This window comes from Parabacteroides sp. AD58, from assembly GCF_023744375.2.
Classification (GTDB): Bacteria; Bacteroidota; Bacteroidia; order Bacteroidales; family Tannerellaceae; genus Parabacteroides; species Parabacteroides absconsus.
Genome location: NZ_CP146284.1, coordinates 3,327,416 through 3,351,214 on the forward strand (window position 1 = coordinate 3,327,416; position 23,799 = coordinate 3,351,214).

Here is a 23,799-nt window from a genome sequence, read left to right on the forward strand (position 1 = left end):
TCCCTTCGGGTGAGGGAAAGCATCATCCTTCTTCTTTTCGGAAAATACTGAAATTGACCGATCCGTAAGCACGATGCTGGTCGAAGTACGGAAGCTGGGAGAATTCGTAATTGGCTGGATGTTCCATGACAAAGATTCCTTCTGGCCGTAACAAATCACGTTCGAAGATCATGGCCGGAACTTCAGGTAATTCCTTTAATGCGTAAGGCGGATCCGCGAAAATGAAATCAAAGCTTTGAGACGGGGCCGTACGGAGAAAACGGAATACATCTCCACGGATTAAATTCAGTCCGTTTGTCTTCAGTTCCTTTCCTACTTTGGCTATAAAAGACGCATGGGCATTGTTCTTCTCGACCGAAGTGACCTGCCGGCAGCCTCTGGATAGTAATTCAAATGAGATACTGCCTGTGCCGGCAAAAAGATCGAGAGCGTCTAAATCTTCAAAGTCTATCAGATTTGACAGCACATTGAATAAATTCTCTTTTGCAAAATCAGTTGTCGGACGGGCACTGAACGACGACGGCACGTCAAACCGGCGTTTGCCGTAAATACCACTTATAATTCGCATAAATATAAAGCTATTAAATCAATGGGTGTACGAAGTATTTCGGTTCCCATCAAATATACTTCTGATGGATAATCAAATATGTCTACATTCATGATGTAGGCGCTTAATGCCATTTTCAGTTCCTTCGTTTGCTGGGCTTCTCCTGACAGATACAGCCTGTCTGCCTGTACATCAAATTGCTGTTGTTTCCATATATATAAGGTATAGTAGAGAATCTCTTTGTATTCGGCTACCTGAAAGTAATTGGTAAACAGCAGTTGCCCTTGTTCATAGCAGGCTATTATCAGCCGTCCGCCGGCAAGTGAGGCAAACATCACCCGGCATGCCTTCGTAAGGCTTCGTTGTTTCCAGAGAGGAAATACGGCACTCTGTGTATGAACAAAGACCGGGTTGGCTAACGAACGTGAACAAAACGTGTATACATCGGGTGCCATACTGTAGATGATTATCTGATTGTCATCCTTTAGCGGCTGGTGTAAAATTTGTCTGTCTGCTGAATGTCCGAAAACAAATGAGTACAGTTCATCCGCTTTTTTCTCTAAAAAAAGAGAAAGAGGCACCAGTGTATAATCTGCATTTGCCTGTACGACATAAAAGCGTTTGAAGGTATACGCTAAGCATTCGTGCGCGAAAAAGAAATCTTCCAAATGTTTTAAGTAAGAATCCGACGGATTCCATTTCTCTTCATGGATAAAGAAACTTCCTTTAATATGTGGGTTATATCCAGAAAAAGAAAGTCCATCCGGCAAAAGCCGAATGGACACTATATAATTCTCAGATTCTTTCGATAATAACTCCGGAATTAAAACCGCCATAAAAACATAACTGATTATTCCCAGTTACCTGCATTGTTGTTGATTTCTTCCAATGAACCAACGCGCAAGCCCGGATATTTGTTCTGTTTGATAGCTTTGTCTTTCAAGTTGTATTCCAACTGAGGATACATTCCGCGCAGATATGAATCATACGGTACTTCGCAAACGAATACCTTGATTTCGTAACCTGAACCAGATTTCAATGTAGCTGTATCCATGTGGAATTCGATCTTGTCACCCGGAACGCCCGGAACGTAACGCATGTTGTCTACATCATAATCTTTGCCCAGCAAAGTATCTTTCGCCAGAACCCAAGCTGTATCACGTTTGAAACCTTTCAAACCTTCTTTTTCAACTTCGCTCCAGTTGCCAGTTTTCTTTGCTTTTTCAATCAATGCAACAGCTTTCTTTTCAGTCATACCTTTTTCCAGCTGTTCATCACTCAAGACACCTTCCTTTATGACCAAAGGCAATTTTGCTGTTTTCAAGAATTTGCCTAAGTCATCGAAGTTTGCAGCATGTGTTTTATACACATTCTTATACTCGATCTGAGCTTTACGGATGTCAATCAATCTGGCGATAATAGCTTTGTCGCGCAATTCTTTCTCCTGGTTAAACTCGATCGGACCTGTGATACTCTTGTAACACATGTAAGCCAGCACTACTACTGCGGCTACCAATAAAATCTTCAATGCAACTTTCATGGTTTATATAATTTTTGTATTTATTTCGTTCGGCAAATTTAAAAAAGAATATTTAATACACTACCTTTATCGCGAAAATTATTACGATAAAATGATAAATAGTTTCTTAAAAGGCAAAATCAGCCAGAATTTTCCACATGATCCGACTCCCGATCAGCGTTTCGCTCTTGAATCAATAGCCGACTTTCTCCTTGCTACAACTCCTGATTCGTTGTTGTTGCTGAAGGGATATGCGGGAACTGGAAAGACCTCGTTGATTGGTGCTTTGGTGAAAACATTGCATGAACTGGGTCAGAAAACAATGTTACTGGCACCTACCGGCCGTGCTGCCAAAGTATTCTCCAACTATGCCGGGCAGAAAGCTTATACCATTCATAAACGAATCTACCGGCAAAAAGCATTCTCTAATGAGCCGGTCGGATTCCTTCCTGCACCAAATTTCTACAAAGATACAATTTTTATTGTAGATGAAGCATCTATGATAACAAATGATGGGGTAGATTCATATATTTTTGGATCTGGTCGCCTTTTAGATGATCTGATTCACTTCGTTTATTCGGGGGAGAACTGCCGGATGATCTTGATGGGGGATGAAGCACAGCTCCCGCCGGTGATGCAGACTGAAAGTCCGGCGTTAAATCCGGAGATACTCAGAGGCTATAATTTAGAGGTGACAACAGTCGTATTGACCCAAGTAGTCCGTCAGCAGGAGGATTCGGGCATCTTGTTTAATGCAACGCGGTTGCGGGAGGCTTTGCGTAACTATCAGGTAGAGATTTTTCCGAAGTTGAGGCTGGCCGGTTTTCAGGATTTCAGGAAAATAGGTGGTGAAGATCTGATTGAAGAGATCGGTTCTGCTTATAATCAGCAGGGCGTGGAGGAAACCATGGTGATTACCCGTTCCAATAAGCGGGCTGTCATATATAATAATGGTATACGTAACCGGATTCTGTATCGCGAAGAAGAATTGTCGTCGGGCGACCGGCTGATGGTTTCCAAAAACAATTACTTCTGGACGGCCGGGATGAAGGAGATGGACTTCATCGCCAATGGTGAGATTGTGGAAGTGGTTCGGGTAAGACGTACCTACGAATTGTATGGTTTTCGTTTTGCGGATGTGCTAGTCCGTTTTCAGGATTACGACTTAGAGTTAGAAACGAAAATACTTTTGGATACACTGCAAAGCGAAACGCCTTCTCTGTCGCGTGAATTGAACGATAAGCTTTTCTATTCCGTATTGGAAGATTATGCGGATGTTCCGACGAAGGCTGGGAAGATCAAGAAGATGAAAGTGGATCCGCATTATAATGTCCTTCAGGTAAAATATGCGTATGCCGTTACATGTCACAAAGCTCAGGGCGGGCAGTGGAAATATGTGTTCTTAGATATCGGGTACATGACGGAAGAAATGCTGGGAGAAGATTTTTACCGCTGGCTGTATACAGCTATAACGCGTGCGACCGAGCGCTTGTATTTAGTCAATCTGCCGGATGATTTTGTGGAATAGTAGTCTGATAAAATTTCGAACTTAACGGGTAATTCTTTAGTTCACGGCGTGAACTAAGTAATCCACGACGTGAACTAAGTAATTCACGACGTGAACTAAGTAATCCGCGGCGTGGATTAAAGAATGTCTTGGCAGTTCTGGAGGAATTCCAAGTGAGGAATGAAGAAATATCTTTATGAAAGGAATTTCTTCTGTTTTTTGTTGTCTGAAAGAAATGTAGAAGAAAAAAGATTTATTTGGAACTTGTTGTCTGATTATTCCGTGGAAATACATATTTTTGCGATATTAATAGGTTTTGTTGAATAAAATGGTATATAGGGAGAAATTAAATCAACTGCTTGCCGATGTCCATGAACTGGAAAGTTTGATCGGAGAGCTGTTGGCAGAAGAAGAGCCGGGTGCCCAGTTGCTTTTTAAGTCAGGCAGTCGGGCGTATTCGATCTTGGAAGGTATAAAGGAAATCGAAAACGAACAGATCCGGCAGATGAATACCCGCCTGGTAGAGCGGCAGGATGAACTGAGCCATTTATCAGTGCTTCTCGACCAATACCAGCGTATGGCAGAAGCCTGTAAGAAGGATATTCTTGCCACAAAACAGGAAATAGAAAATTCGGAACCTTTGTTGTCACAGAAAAAAGAAGAGGTGAAAGAGACTGTTCTGCCGAAAGAGCCGGAGCCTATAATAGAAGAACCGGTTCAGAAGGAAGAAGTCAAATCACCGACTGAGTCCGTGCGTGAAGAGCCGGTAAAGGAGCCGGTTCAAAAAACAGCTGAGGCTCCACAGCCTGCCCCGGTTATGGCGAAAGGTAATGTGTCGTTGAATGATCTGTTGGAAAAGAAGAATCTTTCTGATTTCCGTAAGGCATTCAGCTTGAACGACCGCTTCCGTTTCCGCCGTGATCTTTTCCATGGTAATGAAGAACAGATGAATCAGGTGATTTCAGATTTGAATCAGATAGATTCCCTGGATGAAGCGCTTCGTTTCATTGATAAAAACTTGTCGTGGGACATGAATAATGAAACTGTAACCGACTTCATTAAACTTTTGGAGAAAAGATATATCTAACTAAAATAAGTTTCTGGGTTATTCAGTTTTTACGTGGAAAAGTTTATACAACAGCCGGACCACAGCTTGAAAACGAATAGACTTGTTAACTCAAAAAACAGTATATGGCAAAATTAACAGTAGTTCCGACCCCGGTTGGTAATCTGGAAGATATGACATTCCGGGCAATTCGAGTATTGAAGGAAGCCGATTTGGTGCTGGCCGAAGATACGCGAACAACTGGAATTTTGTTTAAGCACTTTGAAATACAGAATAAGATGCAGTCGCATCATAAGTTCAACGAACATAAAACGGTAGAGCAGTTGGCTGCGCGGATCAAGGCCGGCGAGAATATCGCTTTGGTATCTGACGCGGGGACACCGGCTATCTCGGATCCGGGTTTTATGCTGGTGCGTGAATGTGTGCGGCAAGGTGTGGACGTAGAATGTCTGCCGGGTGCGACCGCGTTTGTCCCGGCACTGGTCGCTTCCGGTTTGCCGAATGAGAAATTCTGTTTTGAAGGTTTTCTTCCGCAGAAGAAAGGTCGTCAGACACGTTTGATGGAGCTGGCGGAAGAAGAACGTACAATTATTTTCTATGAATCACCTTACAGACTGGTGAAGACGCTCATGCAGTTTATGGAGTTTTTCGGTGCAGACAGGCAAGTGTCGGTCTCACGGGAGATTTCAAAAGTTCATGAGGAAACGGTTCGGGGAACATTGGAAGAAGTTGTTCAACATTTCTCCGAACATGAACCAAAAGGTGAAATTGTCATCGTATTAGCAGGCTTAAAACAAAATAAAAAAGACAAGAGAGCTGAAGAAGAAGTTTAACGAACTAAAAGAAAAAGCAATGAAAAAGGTATTAGTAGCATGTGTTTGTACAGCGATGTTGGCCTCTTGTGGCCAGCAATCCGCGGAGTATAAGAAACTCAAGGCGGAGAATGATTCTCTTCGAATTGAAAATACAAAAGCCACCAGCGACTTGAATGAAATGCTGGCGACTTTAGATGATATTGAAACCGGCTTCCAGTCTATCAAGGATGCCGAGAACTATTTGTCTGTTCAGCAACAGGCCGGCGGTGAAATGACTCCGAGCCGTCGTGAACAGATTAAACAAAACATGCAGTTGGTGTCTGAAACCTTGAAGAAGAACAAGGCTCAGATTGAAGAGCTGCAGAAGAAGCTGAACCAGAGTGGCAATAAAAATGCGACATTGCAGAAGATGGTGAATCGTCTGTCAAAAGAATTGAATGAAAAGACAGCACAGATCGTTGCTTTGCAGGAAGATCTGGCCAACAAGAATGTACGTATTCAGGAGTTGGACAATATGGTAGCTTCATTGAACGAAGATGTGGAAAACCTGTCAACAACAACTGCTGCCCAGTCTGAAAAGATCGATGCGCAAGACAAGGAATTGAACAAGGCTTATTATTGTTTTGGTACATCGAAAGAACTGAAAGCCCAGAATATTTTGAGCAAGAAGGGTATTTTCTCAAAGACAAAAGTTTTGCAGGACGGTTTCAACAAAGATTATTTTATTACTATTGATATCCGCGAAGTAACAGAGATTCCGTTGTTTGCTGCAAAAGCCAAACTGCAGTCGAACCATCCGGACGGCTCGTATGAATTTGTCAAGGATGAAGACGGTAATATGACATTGAAGATTACTGATCCGAAAACATTCTGGAGCCTGAGCCGGTATTTGGTCATTGAAGTTGGATGATGAAATATAAAAACCTGTTCATTGATTTAGACGATACGCTTTGGGATACGTATCATAATAATAAAGAATGCCTCAAAGAGCTATATGCCGATTATAAGATGGATCGTCATTATGCCTCTTTCGAGGCATTTTTTGCTATCTATATGCCGCACAACGAAGAGCTGTGGGCAAAATACCGGAATGGTGAAATTGATCGGCAGACTTTGATAATCGACCGTTTCCGTTATGTGTTTCGTCCGTTAGGAATCGAAGATCCGAAAGAAATTCTTCGGATAAATAACGACTTCCTGCATCGGACGACCTTGCAGAAACGATTAGTGCCGGGAGCCATCGAGCTGCTGGAATATCTGCGTCCGAATTATCGGATGTTTATTCTTTCTAACGGATTTCGGGAGGTTCAGTCTCTGAAATTACAGAATTCGGGGCTGGCTCCTTATTTTGACCGTTTGATCTTGTCGGAAGATGCGAACATACAGAAACCGCATAAAGGAATATTCGATTATGCGTTGGTGAATACCAATTCACGGCGGAACGAATCGTTGATGATTGGCGACAGTTGGGATGCTGATATCGTAGGTGCTTACCAGTCCCGCATAGATCAGATCTGGTTTAATCCGAAGGACTGTCCTCCCAAAGGCTTTATTCCAACCTTTACCGTAAAGAAGTTAGACGAAATCAAAAATATATTGTAGCCTATGAAAAAACTAATTACTACTTGTGTCTCCTGGATAGCCGGAGTGGGACTTTTAGTAAGTTGCCAGTCGGAAAAATCAGATTGGAAATTAGTCTGGGAAGAGAATTTTGAACAGACGGATGCTTTTGACCCGGCTGTGTGGAGTAAGATACCGAGAGGAACATCGGATTGGGACCGGCATATGTCTGATTTTGATTCTTGTTATGCCATGCGCGACGGGAAATTGATTCTGCGCGGGTTGGTGAATTATACGCAGAAAAATGATACCTCATCCGTATTGACGGGTGGTGTGTACAGTAAGGGAAAGAAACTGTTTGAACACGGACGTCTGGAAATCAATGCACGTTTGCATGGTGCACGAGGAGCATGGCCTGCTTTCTGGTTGCTGCCGGAAGATGAAAAGTGGCCGAATGGCGGTGAGATTGACATTATGGAGCGGTTGAATAATGATTCGATTGCTTATCAGACGGTACATTCACATTATACGTATGTACAAGGTATCAAGGATAATCCGAAACAAGGAAGTACAGGCCTGATCAACCGGGATGACTTTAATGTGTATGCCGTAGAACTATATCCGGATAGTCTTTGCTTCTTTATTAATGATACCCATACATTTACTTACCCGCGCATTGAAACAGACAAGAAAGGACAATTCCCGTTCGATCGTCCTTACTATTTACTGTTGGACATGCAACTAGGAGGTTCATGGGTTGGAGCCGTGTATAAGGAAGATTTACCAGTTGAAATGGAAATAGACTGGGTTCGTTTTTATCAGAAATAACCTGTAAGACATTAAATGTAGCATAATCATGAAAAAGTTATTACTCACTTGTTCCTTTGTATTGTTGGCTGGACTTTCGCCGTTGTCGGCTCAAACACAGTTGGTAGCGCACCGTGGTTTCTGGGATCGGGAAGGATCAGCCCAGAATTCCATTGCTTCACTTGAAGCTTCGCATGAAGTACATGCGTATGGTTCAGAGTTGGATGTAATTATTACGGCTGACGGTATTCCGGTAGTACACCACGATGATGAAGTGCAGGGAATGCGAATTGAAGATGCGTCTTATGAACAGATAAAGGACATCCAGTTGCAGAACGGAGAAGTTATTCCTACTTTTGAAAGTTATCTGCAGAAGTTTGCAACGCTTCCGGACATGAAGCTAGTTGTGGAAATCAAACCTCATAAGCGGGTTGTCAATGAAGACCGGGCTGTCAATGCAGTTGTTGCCTTGATAGAGAAATATCAGTTGGAAAACCGGGTTGATTATATCTCTTTCAGTATGAATATCTGTAAAGAACTGGTAGACCGTGTTCCGTATGCGTCGGTTGCTTATTTGAATGGCGAGGTTTCTCCTGCCGATTTGAAGCGCTTGGGCATGGATATGGATTACCATTATAAAGCCTTTGAAAAGAATCCTACCTGGATACAGGAAGCAAAAGAGCTTGGAGTAAAAGTAAACGTCTGGACCGTCAACGATCCGGTTTTAATGCAATCGCTGATGGATCAGGGCGTTGATTTCATCACGACAGACAAGCCTCTGGAGTTTAATAAACTCAAAGCTGAATAATAAGATTTACTATAAACGGCAATTGGCTGACTTCCATCACGGAAGTCAGCCAATTGTGTTGTTATCGGTAGGATAATGATCTTGTTAGGCAACAGTTTATTCCCTATAACTCCAGAATGTAGACACCGCGGGCATCAACTGGCAGGGATGAATCAATACTGATTGATTTACCACTGATAATATCTTGCCCGATGCGCTTTTCTTGAATGACTTCTTGGAATCGGCTCATATCCAAAGTCTGTTTTTCATCGGTACCATTCATGATAACGAGTACGGTTTTATCATTCTTGATACGGGCATAGACATAACACCCGCTTCCATCCGGCGTGTAATGAACTAACTTACCCGTAGTGACAGCTTCAGATTGTTGTCTCCATTTCAACAGTTTCTGCAGATAGTTCCATGCCTCGTTCTGCAATTCTGTTCTTCCAGCAGAAGTAAATGCATCAACAGGATCGCCAGCCCAGCCACCAGGAAAATCTTTCCGGATGTTCCCGTCTCCTTCTGATTTATTCCCATACATCAGAATCTCTGTTCCGTAATAAATTTGAGGAATGCCACGAGTCGTTAATAAGAAAGCAATAGCCTGTTTGTATCTGCGCAGGTCACTTTCTCCCTTTTGAGAGAAGCGACTCAGATCGTGATTGTCGAGGAAGATCAAAATATTGTTGGGATCAGGGAACAGAAAGTCCTGGGCAATGACTTCGTAAATCTTAAACAATCCGGCTTCTGATCCTTCCTGACTGGAACAGACTTCGTTGAACGCCTTTTGGCAAGTGAAGGTTAAATCAAAGTCCATAACAGTTTTCAGATGACTGTCTTTGTCGTTAATGGGTGAACCAGCTTGCCACCAGGCAGAAGCACTACCTCTGGGGTACCAAGCTTCACCAACAATATTGAAATCGGGATATTCTCTTTCGACTTCTTGGCACCACTCAGCCATAAAATTGTAATCGGCATATGGATGTGTATCTTGTCGGATACCATCGATCCGGGCATATTCAATCCACCAAATGCTATTCTGAATCAGATAACGGGCAAGATGTCTGTTCTGTTGGTTTAAGTCAGGCATACCTCGAGTAAACCAGCCCTTAACCAGAAGGTCTTTTTCTGATTGGGGTGCATGCACATCCATGATTGTCCATTTAAAATGAGTTGTCTGCACAAACTCCGACTGATTATTCAGCCAGTCGGAACACGGTAGATCTTTCATCCACCAATGAGAACTTCCACAATGATTGAAGATCATGTCCATAACGACCTTCATACCTTTTGCATGGGCTTTGTCTACCAGCTCTACATATTCTTCGTTACTTCCAAAACGAGGATCTACCTGATAGAAGTCTGTAATCGCATATCCATGATAAGAACCTCCCGGCATCTTATTTTCCAAGACTGGATTCAGCCAGATCGTTGTGAAGCCTAAATCCTGAATATAGTCTAACTTGTTGATGATTCCCCGTAAGTCACCACCATGACGGGCGTTGGGTTTAGAACGATCGACCTTGACATCTTCCAGATTGTCATTTGATGAATCAGCATTAGCGAAACGGTCCGGCGTAATTAAATACATGACATCGGCTGGTGTAAAGCCGGCTGCACCGGCTTTACGGTTTCGTTCTTTCAATTCAATATGCTTTACTTGTGTCTTCTTTCCTTTTTGGAAAGTGATGTTGAGCGTTCCAGGAGCAGTTCCCTTCGAAATGTTGAGGTAAAGAAATAGATAATTGGGGTTTTCTACATTTACCACTTCTTTGATTGTAACTCCCGGATAATCTATAGCAACCTCAGATCCTGCTAAGTTGTCTCCATAGACCATTAGCTGTAATTCCGGATTTTGCATTCCAATCCACCAGCAGGCGGGTTCTAACCGTTTAATTTCAATGGACATAGCCGAGCTTGATATCCATCCGATGATCATGATTAATAAGATTAGCCTTTTCATATATCTGTTTGTTTAATGATTACATATATAATAAGGTATAAGAAAACTTGTTATTCACAGCCATTAAAGAGTAATTGTTGTCTTGAGCGGTAATGATTCGGATGACCCACCAGCCATGAAGATAAACTCTCCCGGTTCAAGTTCCCATTTGCCGTTACCCTGGTATAATTCCAGTTCCTTTTTGTCTACGAGCAATTCTACCACTTTGCTTTCTCCTGCTTTGAAGTGTTCGCGTTTGAATGCTTTCAGATTCTTTTCTGGAGTACTGTGTGATGAAATCACGTCTTTTACATATACTTGGACGACTTCATCGCCATCATAGTTACCTTTATTAGTAATGGTAACAGCGATTTTAACATGTGAATCTGTTGGAGTTACTTCCATATGGTCATAACTGAAACTCGTATAACTCAGTCCGTATCCAAATGGATATAGCGGATTGGCATCACCTTCAATATAACCTCTACGGTTTGCGCCCCGTTTGGGATTATAAAAGACAGGCAATTGTCCGACATTTTTAGGAACAGAAATCGCTAATCGTCCGGCCGGATTATAATCTCCGAAAAGGACATCTGCTATTGCGTTACCACCTTCAGCACCCGGATACCAGGCGTCCAATAACGCATCTGCTTTCTCCTGGCAGTTTTCTACCGCTAATGGTCGTCCTTTGATCAATACGACTACCAGTGGTTTGCCGGTTTCTTTCATCATATCTAGCAATTCATTCTGCCGGCCAAGCAAGTCTAATGTACAGCGGTCGTTACCTTCACCGCTATCCATGTCGCTTAACTCATTCCTGCTGGCCTTTGCTGCTCCGGTTGCTTCAAATTCGGCCGAGAAATCCCGGGCGCTGGATCCACCTAAAACCAATATGATGACATCGCTCTTTTCGGCGGCAGCTCGGGCTTCAGCCATTCCTTCGTCAGACATGTCTCGAATGGCACAACCTTTAGCATAGTTTATTTCTGCGTTAGGTACAGCTTTCTTAACTCCGTCCAGAACCGTGATGACGCTGCCTTCTGGCTGGGGTGCTGTATAGTCGCCCAACATATTATAAGGAGTATCTGCATTCGGACCAATTACGGCAATGGAACGGATCTTATCTTTTTGTAAAGGTAAGACCTGATTCTCATTCTTTAGCAAGACAATAGACTGGCGGGCCACTTCACGGGCCAATGCACGATGTTCGCTTAATTCAGTTTCTGTCAATTCATTTTTAGGGTTTATAAATGGTTCATCAAACAGTTTCCATTGAAATTTCAAGTAAAGGATTTTCTTGACGGCCTCGTCAATCTGTTTCTCTGATATTTTCCCTTCTTTAACCAGTTCCGGTAAATTCCGGTAGGCTTGTCCACCTAAGTCTGATTCAACTCCAGCCTGAAATGCAATATCGGCAGCTTCTTTTAAGTTTCCGGCTACACCATGACCTGTCATCCCGTCGATCGAAAAGAGATCTGAAACCACAAAACCTTTGAAATTCCATGTATCTTTCAGTAAATCGGTAATTAACTTCTTATTTCCGGTACACGGAACTCCATCAATTTCATTGTAGGATGTCATAAGAGACAGCAGGCCGGCCTCGACAACTTTACGGAACGGAGGAAGGATAACTTCTTGCATTTCATTTTCTCCCATGTGAGCGGCACCTCCGTTGTGTCCGCCTTCCGTCCATCCATAAGCGGTAAAATGTTTAACCGTTGAAATGATGGGATATTCTGGGTTGTTCTGCATTCCTTCTACAATGGCTTTTCCAAGTTCTCCGGATAAATATGTGTCTTCCCCAAATCCCTCTTCAACTCGTGACCAGCGTGGATCTCGGGCCAGGTCGATTACAGGACCATAGCCGATATGTCCGCCTTGTTTACGTACTTCTTTGGCTTGAGCAGCTCCCAGTCGGCGCAATAAATCCGGATTCCACGTTGATGCTTGTCCGATGCCTGTAGGAAAAGAGGTCGTTCCGATAGCCATATGTCCGTGCGGACATTCTTCTGCCAAGAACATTGGAATGCCTAACCTGGTTTCTTCTATGCAATAATGCTGGAGCAGGTTTGTCGCTTCAATGGCATAATGCGTATTTAATCCATTCTTCAATGTCTTTTGAGTCCAAGGATCGGCACGCATAAAACCCCATAAACTACCTGTTCCATGTTCAACAACGACTTTACGGGCTTCATCCGTCAGTGTTATTTTATTCCCTTCCCGACTGAAAAGTGGCCATCCGAATTCAGCTAATAGCTGGCCGGTCTTTTCTTCCAGCGTCATTTGATTAAGCAAATCATTGACTCGATCTTCTATTGGTTTTGTCGGATCTTCATAGATGTCCTTCTTTTGATTCTTGTTGAAGTCTATCCAACCTTTCTGGTAGATGTTAGATTTCTGGTTAGCCGCATAGCTTAATGTAGATGCTCCTAATAGTGAGCAAAGTAAAATGGATGTAATTCTCATATTTGTTTTTCTGATTTAGATTATATAATGAAGTAAAAGTAGCTAATTAATTATTTATTCTTGAACTCTGTTTGCTTATATTAATAATTAATAATGATTCATGTAGATTTCGCATGATTCTGATGATTGATTAATTTGCATGTAACTGGTGCAATGAGTTGGAATTACAGCGATGATTACTGGAATATTTTATAAATTCGCACACTCTTCCATGCTTGTCTTTAGGTTGAAGAGAGAAATACGTATTCAAATAATAAAAGCTTATGAAAGATTTTCTGCGCATATTGAAGCGCTTCGTTCCTCCTTATAAGAAGTATTTAGTCGGTAATATTCTGTTTAATATACTTTCTGCAATCTTGAATCTGTTTTCTTTTGCCTTGATAATACCTATTTTGCAGATTCTGTTTAAAATAGACAAAGGCATTTATACATATATGCCTATGGCTATCGATTGGGGAAGTTGGGATTCGATAAAAACTTTACCGGAAATTTGGAAAAACAATTTCTTTTGGTTTGTAAGTGATTTGATAGAACGGGATGGTGGTTCGTTTACATTAATTGTATTAGGTGTTTTCCTGGTAGTCATGACCTTCCTGAAGGTTGCTTCCATGTATCTGGCATTTTATATGATGATTCCCATTCGTACGGGTGTGGTTCGTGATATCCGGAATCAGATCAACCGGAAAATTACACAACTTTCTTTAGGCTTTTTCTCGGAAGAACGAAAAGGAGATATTCTGGCACGCGTCTCAGGCGATGTGAATGAAATAGAAGCATCTATTATGAGTTCACTGGATATGTTATTTAAGAATCCTATATTGATAACTATTTATCTGGTGGGCATGATTTTAATTAGTTGGCAATTGACGTTGTTCGTATTTATTTTGCTCCCTTTTGCGGGATATGTAATGGGACAGGTCGGAAAGAAACTGAAACGCCGTTCGCTGGAAGGTCAACAACAGTGGGGAGCGTTGATGAGCCAAATAGAAGAAACTTTGGGTGGATTACGCATTATCAAGGCCTTTAATGCGGAGAAAAAGATACAAGATCGTTTTGAACGTGCCAATGAACAGTTTCGTCAGACGACAACACGGGTATATCGCCGTCAGCAGATGGCTCATCCGATGAGTGAATTTTTAGGGACAGCAACCATTGCTATTGTCTTGTGGTATGGCGGTTCACTGATTTTGAGCAATAACAGTTCGATTGATGCGGCAACTTTTATTTATTACTTGGTGATTTTCTATAGCATCATCAATCCGGCGAAAGATTTGAGTAAAGCGGCCTATGCGATACAAAAAGGATTGGCTTCAATGACGAGAATTGATAAGATATTGATGGCCCAGTCGGATATTAATGATCCGGAGCAGCCAAAGCCGGTATCATTTACACGTTCTATTGAATATCGGAATGTCTGGTTCCGTTATCGGAATGACTGGGTGCTGAAAGGAATCAACTTGACAATTCCTAAAGGCAAGACGATTGCGCTGGTGGGGCAGTCCGGTTCAGGAAAAAGTACATTAGTTGATCTGCTGCCTCGTTTCTATGATGTTTCAGAAGGTTCAATAACGATCGATGATACTGATATTCGCCAGGTGAAGTTGGTCGATTTGCGAGGCCTGATGGGAAATGTAAACCAGGAGGCTATATTATTTAATGATACCTTTTACAATAATATAGCTTTTGGCGTTGAAGGAGCAACGAGAGAGGAAGTAGAAGAAGCGGCGAAAATAGCCAATGCACATGATTTTATCATGGCTTCCGAGAATGGTTATGATACGAATATTGGTGATCGAGGAGGAAAACTGTCGGGAGGACAGCGTCAGCGAATCAGTATTGCTCGTGCTATTTTAAAGAATCCTCCTATTTTGATTTTAGATGAAGCTACTTCTGCTTTGGATACGGAGTCAGAGCATCTGGTTCAGGAAGCTTTGGAAAATTTGATGCGTAATCGAACAACTATTGTTATTGCGCATCGTTTGTCGACGATAAAGAATGCAGATGAAATATGTGTCATGCACGAAGGTGAAATTGTTGAACGTGGTTGCCATGAAGATTTACTGAAACTGAATGGCTATTATAAGCGTTTGTGTGATATGCAAAGTTTCTAACTTAAATAATACAGGTAGATAATGAAAAAACTGGTAAGTAAAATATTCCGTGGCAGTTGCTGTATGCTCCTTCTGCTGGGATTATTTTCATGTGAAGACTGGCAGGTAAAGAGAGTCCATTCGTCCGTTTATTATTTTGACAGGCCGGCACGAATGTGGGAAGAATGCCTCCCACTGGGAAATGGCCGGTTGGGGATGATGCCTGATGGCGGACTCGATAAGGAGCAGGTTGTATTGAATGAGATTTCTCTTTGGTCTGGTTGTAAACAGGATACGGATAACCCTCAAGCGAGCTATGCTTTGCCGACCATACGTCGGTTGCTGTTTGAAGGCCGGAATGATGAGGCACAGCAATTGATGTATCAGACATTTGTCTGTAAAGGTGCCGGCAGTGGACTGGGTGATGGAGCAGAAGTTCCCTATGGAAGTTATCAGTTGTTAGGTAATTTGGATATTCAGTACCAATACAATTCAACAGATTCTGTCTCAAATTATCGCAGACAACTGAATTTGGAAGATGCCGTATCTACTACTTCCTTCAAACGTGGCAGTGTTACTTTTATGAGGGAATCGTTTACTTCGTTTACGCAAGATGTTGGAGTGATTCATCTGACGGCTGATGTGGAGAAAGCTTTGAATTTCTCTTATACAATGAATCGCCCTGAACATGCAATCTTGCGTTTGGAGGGAAATGATTTATGGCTGGAAGGTCAATTGCCGGATGGCGTTGATACAACGGCTTGTCGAGGAATGAAGTTTGCGGCTTGTACACGGGTGGTTTTGCCTAAAGGTGGTTTAATCGTAACCGACAGTAGCCGGATTACCGTACAGAATGCATCTGAAGCCATCCTGTTGGTTAGTATGGCAACAGACTATTTTGCATCGGATTATCTTGAACGGATTTCACAGCTGCTTGATGAGGCTGCCGGAAAAAGTTATATGGCACTCGAACGGGAACATTCGTCTGCCTATCAGCAGTATTTTAATCGTGTTTCTTTAGATTTAGGAAGTTCAGAACGTGATTTTTGGCCAATAGATAAACGATTAGCCGCCTTTGCGCAGGATAAAAATGATCCAGGTTTACAAGCTTTATATTTTCAGTTTGGGCGATATTTGTTAATCTCATCTACGCGGTTAGGTTTGTTGCCTCCTAATTTGCAGGGTCTGTGGTGTCATACGATTCATACGCCGTGGAATGGCGATTATCATTTGAATATTAATTTGCAGATGAATCATTGGCCGGCTGAAGTTACCAACTTATCAGAATTACATATGCCTTTGATTGAATGGACTAAGAAACAGGTGGCAAGTGGTGAACGCACAGCGAAGGCTTATTATAATGCCCGGGGTTGGGTAACACACATTTTGGGAAATGTGTGGGAATTTACGGCTCCAGGAGAACATCCGTCGTGGGGAGCGACCAATACTTCTGCAGCTTGGTTATGCGAACATTTATATCAGCATTATTTGTATACGAAAGATACGGCTTATTTGGCTGATGTTTATCCAACCATGCGTGGTGCTGCTCAGTTCTTTGTTGATATGCTGGTGGAAGACCCTAAGTCGAAGTACCTGGTAACAGCACCGACAACTTCACCAGAGAATGCTTATCGGTTGAATGGAAATACTGTAAGCATTTGTGCGGGTTCGACTATGGATAATCAGATTATTCGTGAGCTTTTTACTAATACGATTGCGTCTGCAGAAGTATTGGGTACAGATTCGGATTTTGTTAAGATCTTGGCCGAAAAGAAGGCTCGCCTGATGCCGACATCTATTGGAAAAGACGGACGTATTATGGAGTGGTTACAGGAATATGAAGAGGTAGAACCGCATCATCGTCATGTTTCTCATTTGTATGGATTATATCCGGGGAATGAGATTTTATTGGATAAGACACCAGAATTAGCTGAGGCTGCCCGTAAGACTTTGGAAATACGAGGTGATGAAAGTACGGGTTGGTCGATGGCCTGGAAGATTAATTTCTGGGCTCGCCTGCATGATGGAGATCATGCCTGGAAGTTACTGACGGATTTACTACGTCCTTGTGTAGATACAGGTACAAATATGGTGAATGGCGGAGGAACGTATCCTAATCTTTTCTGTGCACATCCTCCTTTTCAGATAGATGGTAATTTTGGTGGTTGTGCTGGTATGGCTGAAATGTTGCTTCAAAGTCAGAATGACTGTATTGAAGTGCTACCGGCATTACCTGCGGCCTGGCCGAATGGAAGTTTTTCAGGATTAAAGGCTCGGGGCGGTGCAGAAGTATCGGCGGAATGGAAGAATGGAAAAGTAGAAGTAATGAGAGTAAAAGCTCTTTGTAAAGGAAATTTCCGTGTAAAGCTTCCTCGGGAAAAATCAGCTCCTGTCAGTTTGCTGTTAAATCAGAAAGCGGTTTCTTTGCCAGTGGTTGATGGGATGATCATGATTGATATGCAAATTGGTGATGAACTTGCTGTATTATATTAATAGCATAATACAATTATATTATTGTATATAAAAAAGAAGGTGTGTCAAAAAGCACACCTTCTTTTTTAGCACAAAGCCCCGACTTTCACAAGCTGGGGCTTTGTTATTACCTAAAGATTTTGTATCTTTAAGCATAAAGATTTACACATATGACAAAGATACATTTTCGTCCATACACTCCCAACCAAACGGTACTTTTTCCGCAAAGAATCGATGAAGATATTGCAGAAAACGATCCTGTACGCATGGTTGACGCTTTGGTTGAAAGCCTGAATCTTGAAGGTTTCAGGAAGTTATACAAAGAATACGGCCGTAGTCCTTACCATCCCAAGATGATGCTAAAGGTTATCTTGTATGCCTATATGAACAATATATACTCCTGCCGGAAAATAGAAAAGCATCTTCGTCGTGATATCCATTACATATGGTTAGCCGGTTATGAGAAACCGGACTTCATTACTATCAACCGTTTCCGTAACCGGGTGAAGAAGGAAATTAACGAAGTGTTTACCCAAACCGTACTTCTGCTTTCATCCAAAGGTTTCATCAGTCTGAATGTGGAATATATTGACGGAACAAAGATTGAGTCCAAGGCCAACAAATATACTTTTGTATGGCGGAAGAGCGTTGAGCGAAACCGTGAACGACTGATGAAGAAAATCAGTGTTTTGTTAAGCCAAATAGATGACGTCATCGCTCAGGAAAAAGCTTCGGAAAACAACGAGGAAATTGAGTTTTCCCCTTCCATGCTGACAGAAATGGCAGGAGAATTACGCAATGCCCTTGAACAGGCTTCAGAACCATCCACGAAAGAGCAGAAATCTGCACTGAGAAAGAAACGCAGGCAGCTGAAAGAACTGGAAGCACATAGAGATAAGCTTCAGGAATACAATAACCATCTGGACAATCTTCAGGACCGCAACTCTTATTCCAAGACAGACAAAGAGGCCACCTTTATGAGAATGAAGGAGGATGCCATGCGCAACGGTCAGACAAAACCCGGATATAATCTTCAGATTGCTACGGAAAATCAATTCATTATCGATTATTCTCTTTTCCCGAATCCGACTGACACCTTGACGATGATTCCCTTCCTGAAGTCCTTTGCCGACAGATACGGCCAGTTGGCTCATACGGTGGTTGCTGATTCCGGTTACGGATCAGAAGAGAATTACCACTTTATGTCGGAAAACGGGATGGAAGCATACGTCAAATACAATTATTTCCACATGGAGCAGCGGCCAAGATTTAAACCGAATCCTTTTAAATACGGGGCACAGAACGAAGCGTATAAAACGATATATTGAATAAAACAACACATCGCTTTATAATACAATAGGTTACGGGGAAGGATAGAAGGAACTCCCGCAAAACGAAACGTTTACGCAGGTTTAATTTCTGTTTACGTGGAGGGCTGTTTTGGTTGCATCGGTTTGGCGATTGCTTTAAATGGGCTTACATGAAGTTTACATGGTGTGTAAGCAGGAGAGGAAGATAGCGGTTGTAGGCCGCTTTTTTTATGCCTTGTTTTGGATTATATATTTCTAAAATATTCCATATAATGATTATTTAGTATATTTGCACTATAAAATATAGTGATATGGCAAAGGTTGTACATGTGCATTTGACGCACGGAATAGACGGAACAAAGCGAAGAGATTGGTATTTTAGTAGTATTTCGGCTGTTTATACGGTTTTGACGGCGGAACAGGTGGGTGCGACCAAGAATTATTTGTTACATGCTGGTCTGTCCGGTAATGGTACAGTATGCACTAAAAGGGCTATAATCAAGCAATCTACGCTTATTTCAGGGAGTAGGAGGGGAGATAGGTGAATAGATTAGAATGGCATTAGAACGAAAGAAAATCACCATTCGGCAGTTATTCTTGTAGGGGAGACTTATGGTCTCCTTTTTTTGTGCCCCAAAGGGACGATTGTCCCTTTGGGGTGACACTTGGAGTGACAGTTTGGAGTGACAGATTTTTGTATTTGGAGTGACAAAACACGGTTTTGAGATGGGGTAGTTGGCTGTGTGGTAAAATATGGTTTTTTGAATGATAGATGTAAAATAAGCCTCGATACACCCACCCTAAAAACCACCACCTACAAAAATTGCACATTATTATATAACGGATTATCAGTTCTTTTGGGGTGATTATATGGGGTAGATGGAGGGGAAATACCGAGGGAGGGGAACCTGAAGGTATGATTAGGGGTATCCGCAGGGTAACGTTTCATGTTCTCCGGATGGTAAAAGTGCGCTCTACCCTACATTTGCATCTCCAGAAGTGTACGCATCCGATGCAGGTTTCCCTTTTTCAAGATTCATTTGGCGAATTTGTTCTTTGAGACGGCCTATTTCAGCTGCTTGTTCTGTGATACGGTTGAGAAGTTCTGTGAGCATATCTGGAGATAAATTGGCAGAAGCTGCCTGGCTTTTGGTGGTAACAGAACTGTCTTGTGGGGATGTGTAAAGCATCTTTCCCCTATTCATTAATAACCAATCAGGTGAAATATTCGCATTTGCGCATATTTTTTCAAGTACATCAAATGAGGGCTTTCCTTGACGGCTACCAACTACATTTTCAATGACAGTAGGTGTTACTCCTATCGCCATAGAAAAGGCTCTTTTATTGCCATTATATTGTTCTTCGATAATGGTCTTTAAACGTTCGTTTATACTCATCATTGAATCTATTTTTCGCAAATGCGAATAATTTAACTCTTAAAACTTTGTTTATTCGCAAATGCGTATTATATTTGCATCGAGTTAAGAAATTAACGAGCGGCCAAAGATACAAAAAAGGGTCGAGAATAACGAATTTTAGCACTTAAAGAAAATGAACGAAGAAATCAAAGAATGGCAGACACAAAGCGTGAAGCACAAAGTAGCTTACGTGTTGATGATGGACGGTATCAGTTTCAGATACACTGAAGAGACCGGGATTGTGTTTTCCGCACCTGATTTTTATGTAAAGAATCTTATTCGGCGCTTGATGAGCTGCTACGGCGTGAGTTTGAAACCGATTATAAACGAATTTAAATAAGTGAGAAAATGAAAGCGAAAGTAATTATAGCGCAAGCAACGGTTGAAACAGCCGAACTTCTTTATGGATTGGTTAAGAAAGTGACAACGAAGACTGCTATCAAGTCTTATCCCAGTGTGGATTGTCAAGCTGTATTTTTCCCGGTTGATAAACACGATTTGGATTTTGTAAAGCAGGTGCTGACAGATCAGGGCTTTTCTTTCAAGGTTGAAAACGCAGAGTAATAACAATAAAAAAAGTGAGATTATGACACAGAAGGAATTTATGGAACGGGCAGGCGTTGTTCCCACATCAGAAGAGTTTGATTACATCCATGCAGTATATATGAACACCTCAATGGATAAGGACGAGTTCTGCAAGGATTTTAAGAAGCACGGAGGCAGCAGTGTGCTGCGTGATGTTCATGCGAGAGCTGTAAATTTTGAGTTGCAGGATAAGCAAAAGCAGGCACTCATCGAGGAGGTGGCAGAATTTCTAATTGGCAAAGCGTGTGCCTACGAGGATACGGACTTCTATAAACAGGCGGTGAAACTTGTCGGACAAAAGAAAGTGACACGCATGAAACTGGAGATGGATTTGCCCTTGTGGAAAGAAGATAAGGAATACATAAAGGAAAATCTGAAATAACATGGCTGACAACCCGTGCGGCATTAAGAGATGGGTGGCGGTGTGGAAAGACACATGGGGTACTGGTTGTTTGCGTCAGGGTTCGATTCCCTGTACTCTACAAAGGTGTTAAAATGTATTATAAATAAGTGGAATATGAAGAAGTATATTCATGTAACAAGTGAGGATCGTCAGTTTTTGGCGAAGGCTTTCAACGTAAGCAACGTGACAGTTTGGAAAGCCCTGCGTTTTGAACAGGATACGGATACCATCCGTAGGATCCAGAAGGCCGCCCGTGAGCGTGGTGGTATTGTTATGGCGGTGGCTCCGGTTATGGAGACACTACACGACCATGATAACGTGATACGCCAATATTTTCCGAATGGCGCGTTGTTGGAGATCAGTAAAAACGACAGCACGGGTGTGGTGACTTATAAAGGGGAAGAGGTGAGACATTATGATAATGTGACATTTTCCAATATAAACAGCATCCAAAATTTTGCGGCCGCATTGAAATAAGGAGGTGTGAGTATGGAATTTTTCGATAACAAACTTTGCATATCGGTACGTGAGCTTGAGGCTGACGGTATTTTGACACAGGATTACTGCCGTCAACTTGCTGCACGCAACAGGCTGAAGATGGCTCGCTCCGGTGGTGGAAAGGGAAATTACGCTTTGGTTGTTGTCGATAGCCTTCCAACAGAATATCAAGATCAAGTAAATGAAAAACATCCTGGTGGTGCCGTTATTCTTTTGCGTGGCTGGATAATATCGAATTACGAACTTGATCAGGCTGCCGTCGCTTTCTTTATGGATTGGGCTGCCCGGCAGTCCAGCGATAAGGCTTCTGATGAGCTTGCCAGAAAGTATGCGATAAATGCTTCAGTGCTGAATACTTGTATCAAGTTGTACAATCGTAGTCGTGATTATCGAAAGTTAATGGGAGAGAAGTATGATTGGAGCATGATGGCTACTACCATTGAGACGCTGCGCGAAGAGTTTGGGCATGATCTGCCGGTGAGTACCTTGCGTTTCCGAAAGAAGGTGAACGAGTACAAGCAGTACGGTTATGAGTGCCTTATCAGTGGAAAGTTCGGTAACCAGTGCGCAAGGAAAGTGGATTACAAGACCGAGCGTCTCGTGCTGAGCATCACGGTGCTGCCGAACCAGCCTTATGGCAGTGACGTACACGAGATGTATATCTCCTTTGTGTGCGGTGAGTTGGAGGTATGGGATTTGGAAACCGGGGAAATATTCAACCATAACGATTTTACGGATAAGAACGGTGATCCGAAAGAACTGAGCGAAAGTACCATTCGCAACATCTTGAACAAGCCGGCCAACCAGGTACTCATAGAGAAAAAGCGTCGTGGGTGGTCGGAATTCTACCACGAGCAAATGCCACACATGCACCGCCACAGTGGGGAGTTCTCCTTGTCCCAGATTACGATGGATGACGTGGATCTTCCGCGTCGCATGAAGGGTGGTGAATACGTACATGCTTATTATGCCTACGATGTGGTAAGCCAGTGCCGTGTGGGGCTTGCTTACGGCCGTGATAAAGACGAAGCCCTTGTGGTTGCCTGTTTCCGGGATATGTTCCGCCTGATTGAGCGTAACGGGTGGGGGATGCCTGCCGGTATCGAGGTGGAGCAGCATTTGATGAGCAAGTACAAGGAGGGCTTCCTGAAAGCCGGTGAGGTGTTCAAGTTTGTGCGTTTTTGTGCACCGTTGAACTCTCAGGACAAATATGCTGAGCCGTTGAACGGTGCGTTCAAGACTACCATCGCCCATAAGAACCATGAAGGGGTGGGTCGTTGGTACGGTAAAGGGGCACGGCGTGTGGATCAGAAGAAAATCAGCGACAGTGGGAACCATACCTACGAGGATAGGAAATATTATACGTTTGAGGAACTTGTGGCAGATGACCGCAGGGATTGTGCTGAATGGAACAACACGCTGCACCCCAACCAGAAGAAATATCCGGGCATGACCCGCTGGGACGTGCTTGTGGCGAGGATCAACCCGACTCTGCGCCCGCTTGACAAACTGACCCTGAGCCGTTATATCGGCGAGAGGGTGGAAACAAGCGTGAGACGGAACAGTACGGTACGTGTGGCGTACGCTGACTGGTGGCTGAGCGGTCCGGAGGTTCTTGAGAAGTTGGAGCCTAATAACCGCAAGGTGACGGCTTTCTATTTGCCGGATGAGGAAGGCAAACCGACTGATGTGTTCCTGTATCAGAATGACCGCTATATCGACAAGGTGCGCCCGGTTGTGACTTATAGCCGTGTAATGGCGGAACAGACCGAAGAAGATAAGGCAGCTTATACGGAACAGGCAAAGATAATGAGTCACTTTGACAAATGGGTACGTGATAACGCTATCGGTCAGGTAGGTGTGGCACCGGTCCAACGTGAGGAAGAAGATGAGGAAACGGAAAGCCTTGTATTACCTACGGCACCTGTTCCTGAAGAACCCGATGAAGCTTACGAATGGCAGCCGACCAATATGGCGGCAATGGCTATTGGAGATATGTAAGAA

At 42.8% G+C, this 23,799-nt stretch carries 21 protein-coding genes and 1 pseudogene; 16 read left to right on the plus strand and 6 right to left on the minus strand.

Annotated features, from left to right (window positions below; all coding sequences use genetic code 11):
* Positions 1-22 precede the first annotated feature (22 nt).
* Genes NEE14_RS13960 through NEE14_RS13970 form a run of 3 tightly spaced genes read right to left on the minus strand, consistent with a single transcriptional unit; the run spans position 23 to position 2,087 of the window.
* Positions 23-568 (minus strand): RsmD family RNA methyltransferase, encoded by a 546-nt coding sequence (locus tag NEE14_RS13960; RefSeq protein WP_251967261.1) that lies wholly within the window; start codon positions 566-568, stop codon positions 23-25.
* On the minus strand, positions 556-1,383 hold the full coding sequence (locus tag NEE14_RS13965) for a DUF3822 family protein (RefSeq protein ID WP_251967262.1): 828 nt from the start codon (positions 1,381-1,383) through the stop codon (positions 556-558). The genes NEE14_RS13960 and NEE14_RS13965 overlap by 13 nt, the downstream gene beginning before the upstream one ends.
* Positions 1,384-1,397: 14 nt before the next feature.
* Positions 1,398-2,087, minus strand: coding sequence for a hypothetical protein (locus tag NEE14_RS13970; protein ID WP_251967263.1), 690 nt, complete (start codon positions 2,085-2,087; stop codon positions 1,398-1,400).
* Between the two features lie 91 nt (positions 2,088-2,178).
* Between NEE14_RS13970 and NEE14_RS13975 the strand changes: the two genes are divergently transcribed.
* The 7 genes from NEE14_RS13975 (at position 2,179) to NEE14_RS14005 (ending at position 8,629) form a co-directional block, all read left to right on the plus strand.
* Complete coding sequence (locus NEE14_RS13975; RefSeq protein WP_251967264.1) at positions 2,179-3,594, plus strand: ATP-dependent DNA helicase; 1,416 nt, start codon at positions 2,179-2,181, stop codon at positions 3,592-3,594.
* 307 nt (positions 3,595-3,901) lie between these two features.
* Positions 3,902-4,660, plus strand: coding sequence for a hypothetical protein (locus NEE14_RS13980; protein ID WP_251967265.1), 759 nt, complete (start codon positions 3,902-3,904; stop codon positions 4,658-4,660).
* A 104-nt stretch (positions 4,661-4,764) separates the two neighbouring features.
* The gene (rsmI, locus tag NEE14_RS13985) at positions 4,765-5,472 is read left to right on the plus strand and encodes a 16S rRNA (cytidine(1402)-2'-O)-methyltransferase (protein WP_251967266.1); all 708 of its coding nucleotides are present in this window, start codon (positions 4,765-4,767) and stop codon (positions 5,470-5,472) included.
* Positions 5,473-5,491: 19 nt separating this feature from the next.
* Positions 5,492-6,364, plus strand: a complete 873-nt coding sequence (locus NEE14_RS13990; protein WP_251967267.1) for a hypothetical protein — start codon at positions 5,492-5,494, stop codon at positions 6,362-6,364.
* Entirely contained in the window at positions 6,364-7,056 is a 693-nt protein-coding gene (locus NEE14_RS13995) for a YjjG family noncanonical pyrimidine nucleotidase (RefSeq protein WP_251967268.1), read from the plus strand. The genes NEE14_RS13990 and NEE14_RS13995 overlap by 1 nt, the downstream gene beginning before the upstream one ends.
* A 3-nt stretch (positions 7,057-7,059) precedes the next feature.
* On the plus strand, positions 7,060-7,842 hold the full coding sequence (locus NEE14_RS14000; RefSeq protein ID WP_251967269.1) for a glycoside hydrolase family 16 protein: 783 nt from the start codon (positions 7,060-7,062) through the stop codon (positions 7,840-7,842).
* 28 nt (positions 7,843-7,870) lie between these two features.
* A complete protein-coding gene (locus NEE14_RS14005) occupies positions 7,871-8,629 on the plus strand; it encodes a glycerophosphodiester phosphodiesterase (protein WP_251967270.1) in 759 nt (252 codons plus the stop codon).
* 103 nt (positions 8,630-8,732) lie between these two features.
* Here the strand turns inward: NEE14_RS14005 and NEE14_RS14010 are convergent, their stop codons facing one another.
* On the minus strand, positions 8,733-10,574 hold the full coding sequence (locus NEE14_RS14010) for a glycoside hydrolase family 13 protein (RefSeq protein ID WP_251967271.1): 1,842 nt from the start codon (positions 10,572-10,574) through the stop codon (positions 8,733-8,735).
* A gap of 63 nt (positions 10,575-10,637) precedes the next feature.
* Positions 10,638-13,019, minus strand: coding sequence for a glycoside hydrolase family 3 N-terminal domain-containing protein (locus NEE14_RS14015; RefSeq protein ID WP_251967272.1), 2,382 nt, complete (start codon positions 13,017-13,019; stop codon positions 10,638-10,640).
* Between the two features lie 263 nt (positions 13,020-13,282).
* On the opposite strand from NEE14_RS14015, the gene NEE14_RS14020 reads away from it, so the two are divergent.
* The 4 genes and pseudogenes from NEE14_RS14020 (at position 13,283) to NEE14_RS14035 (ending at position 19,436) form a co-directional block, all read left to right on the plus strand.
* A complete protein-coding gene (locus tag NEE14_RS14020; protein ID WP_251967273.1) occupies positions 13,283-15,130 on the plus strand; it encodes an ABC transporter ATP-binding protein in 1,848 nt (615 codons plus the stop codon).
* Between the two features lie 21 nt (positions 15,131-15,151).
* Positions 15,152-17,602: a glycoside hydrolase family 95 protein gene (locus NEE14_RS14025; protein WP_251967274.1), complete on the plus strand. Its 2,451-nt coding sequence runs from the start codon at positions 15,152-15,154 to the stop codon at positions 17,600-17,602.
* A gap of 149 nt (positions 17,603-17,751) precedes the next feature.
* Positions 17,752-18,870, plus strand: a pseudogene (locus tag NEE14_RS14030) (IS1182 family transposase); the annotation flags it as partial.
* 332 nt (positions 18,871-19,202) lie between these two features.
* A complete protein-coding gene (locus tag NEE14_RS14035; RefSeq protein WP_251968581.1) occupies positions 19,203-19,436 on the plus strand; it encodes a hypothetical protein in 234 nt (77 codons plus the stop codon).
* A gap of 429 nt (positions 19,437-19,865) precedes the next feature.
* On the opposite strand, the gene NEE14_RS14040 is transcribed toward NEE14_RS14035, so the two are convergent.
* Entirely contained in the window at positions 19,866-20,288 is a 423-nt protein-coding gene (locus NEE14_RS14040) for a helix-turn-helix domain-containing protein (protein ID WP_251968582.1), read from the minus strand.
* A gap of 154 nt (positions 20,289-20,442) precedes the next feature.
* Between NEE14_RS14040 and NEE14_RS14045 the strand changes: the two genes are divergently transcribed.
* From NEE14_RS14045 to NEE14_RS14065, 5 genes are all read left to right on the plus strand, one after another.
* Positions 20,443-20,649: a hypothetical protein gene (locus NEE14_RS14045; RefSeq protein WP_008620891.1), complete on the plus strand. Its 207-nt coding sequence runs from the start codon at positions 20,443-20,445 to the stop codon at positions 20,647-20,649.
* Between the two features lie 8 nt (positions 20,650-20,657).
* Positions 20,658-20,873, plus strand: a complete 216-nt coding sequence (locus NEE14_RS14050) for a DNA-directed RNA polymerase subunit beta (RefSeq protein ID WP_251968583.1) — start codon at positions 20,658-20,660, stop codon at positions 20,871-20,873.
* Positions 20,874-20,895: 22 nt separating this feature from the next.
* Positions 20,896-21,276, plus strand: coding sequence for a hypothetical protein (locus NEE14_RS14055; protein WP_146348599.1), 381 nt, complete (start codon positions 20,896-20,898; stop codon positions 21,274-21,276).
* Positions 21,277-21,411: 135 nt separating this feature from the next.
* On the plus strand, positions 21,412-21,774 hold the full coding sequence (locus NEE14_RS14060; protein WP_251968584.1) for a hypothetical protein: 363 nt from the start codon (positions 21,412-21,414) through the stop codon (positions 21,772-21,774).
* A 12-nt stretch (positions 21,775-21,786) separates the two neighbouring features.
* Positions 21,787-23,796 carry a hypothetical protein gene (locus tag NEE14_RS14065; protein ID WP_251968585.1) on the plus strand — a complete coding sequence of 670 codons (2,010 nt, stop codon included), beginning with the start codon at positions 21,787-21,789 and terminating at the stop codon, positions 23,794-23,796.
* Positions 23,797-23,799 lie beyond the last annotated feature (3 nt).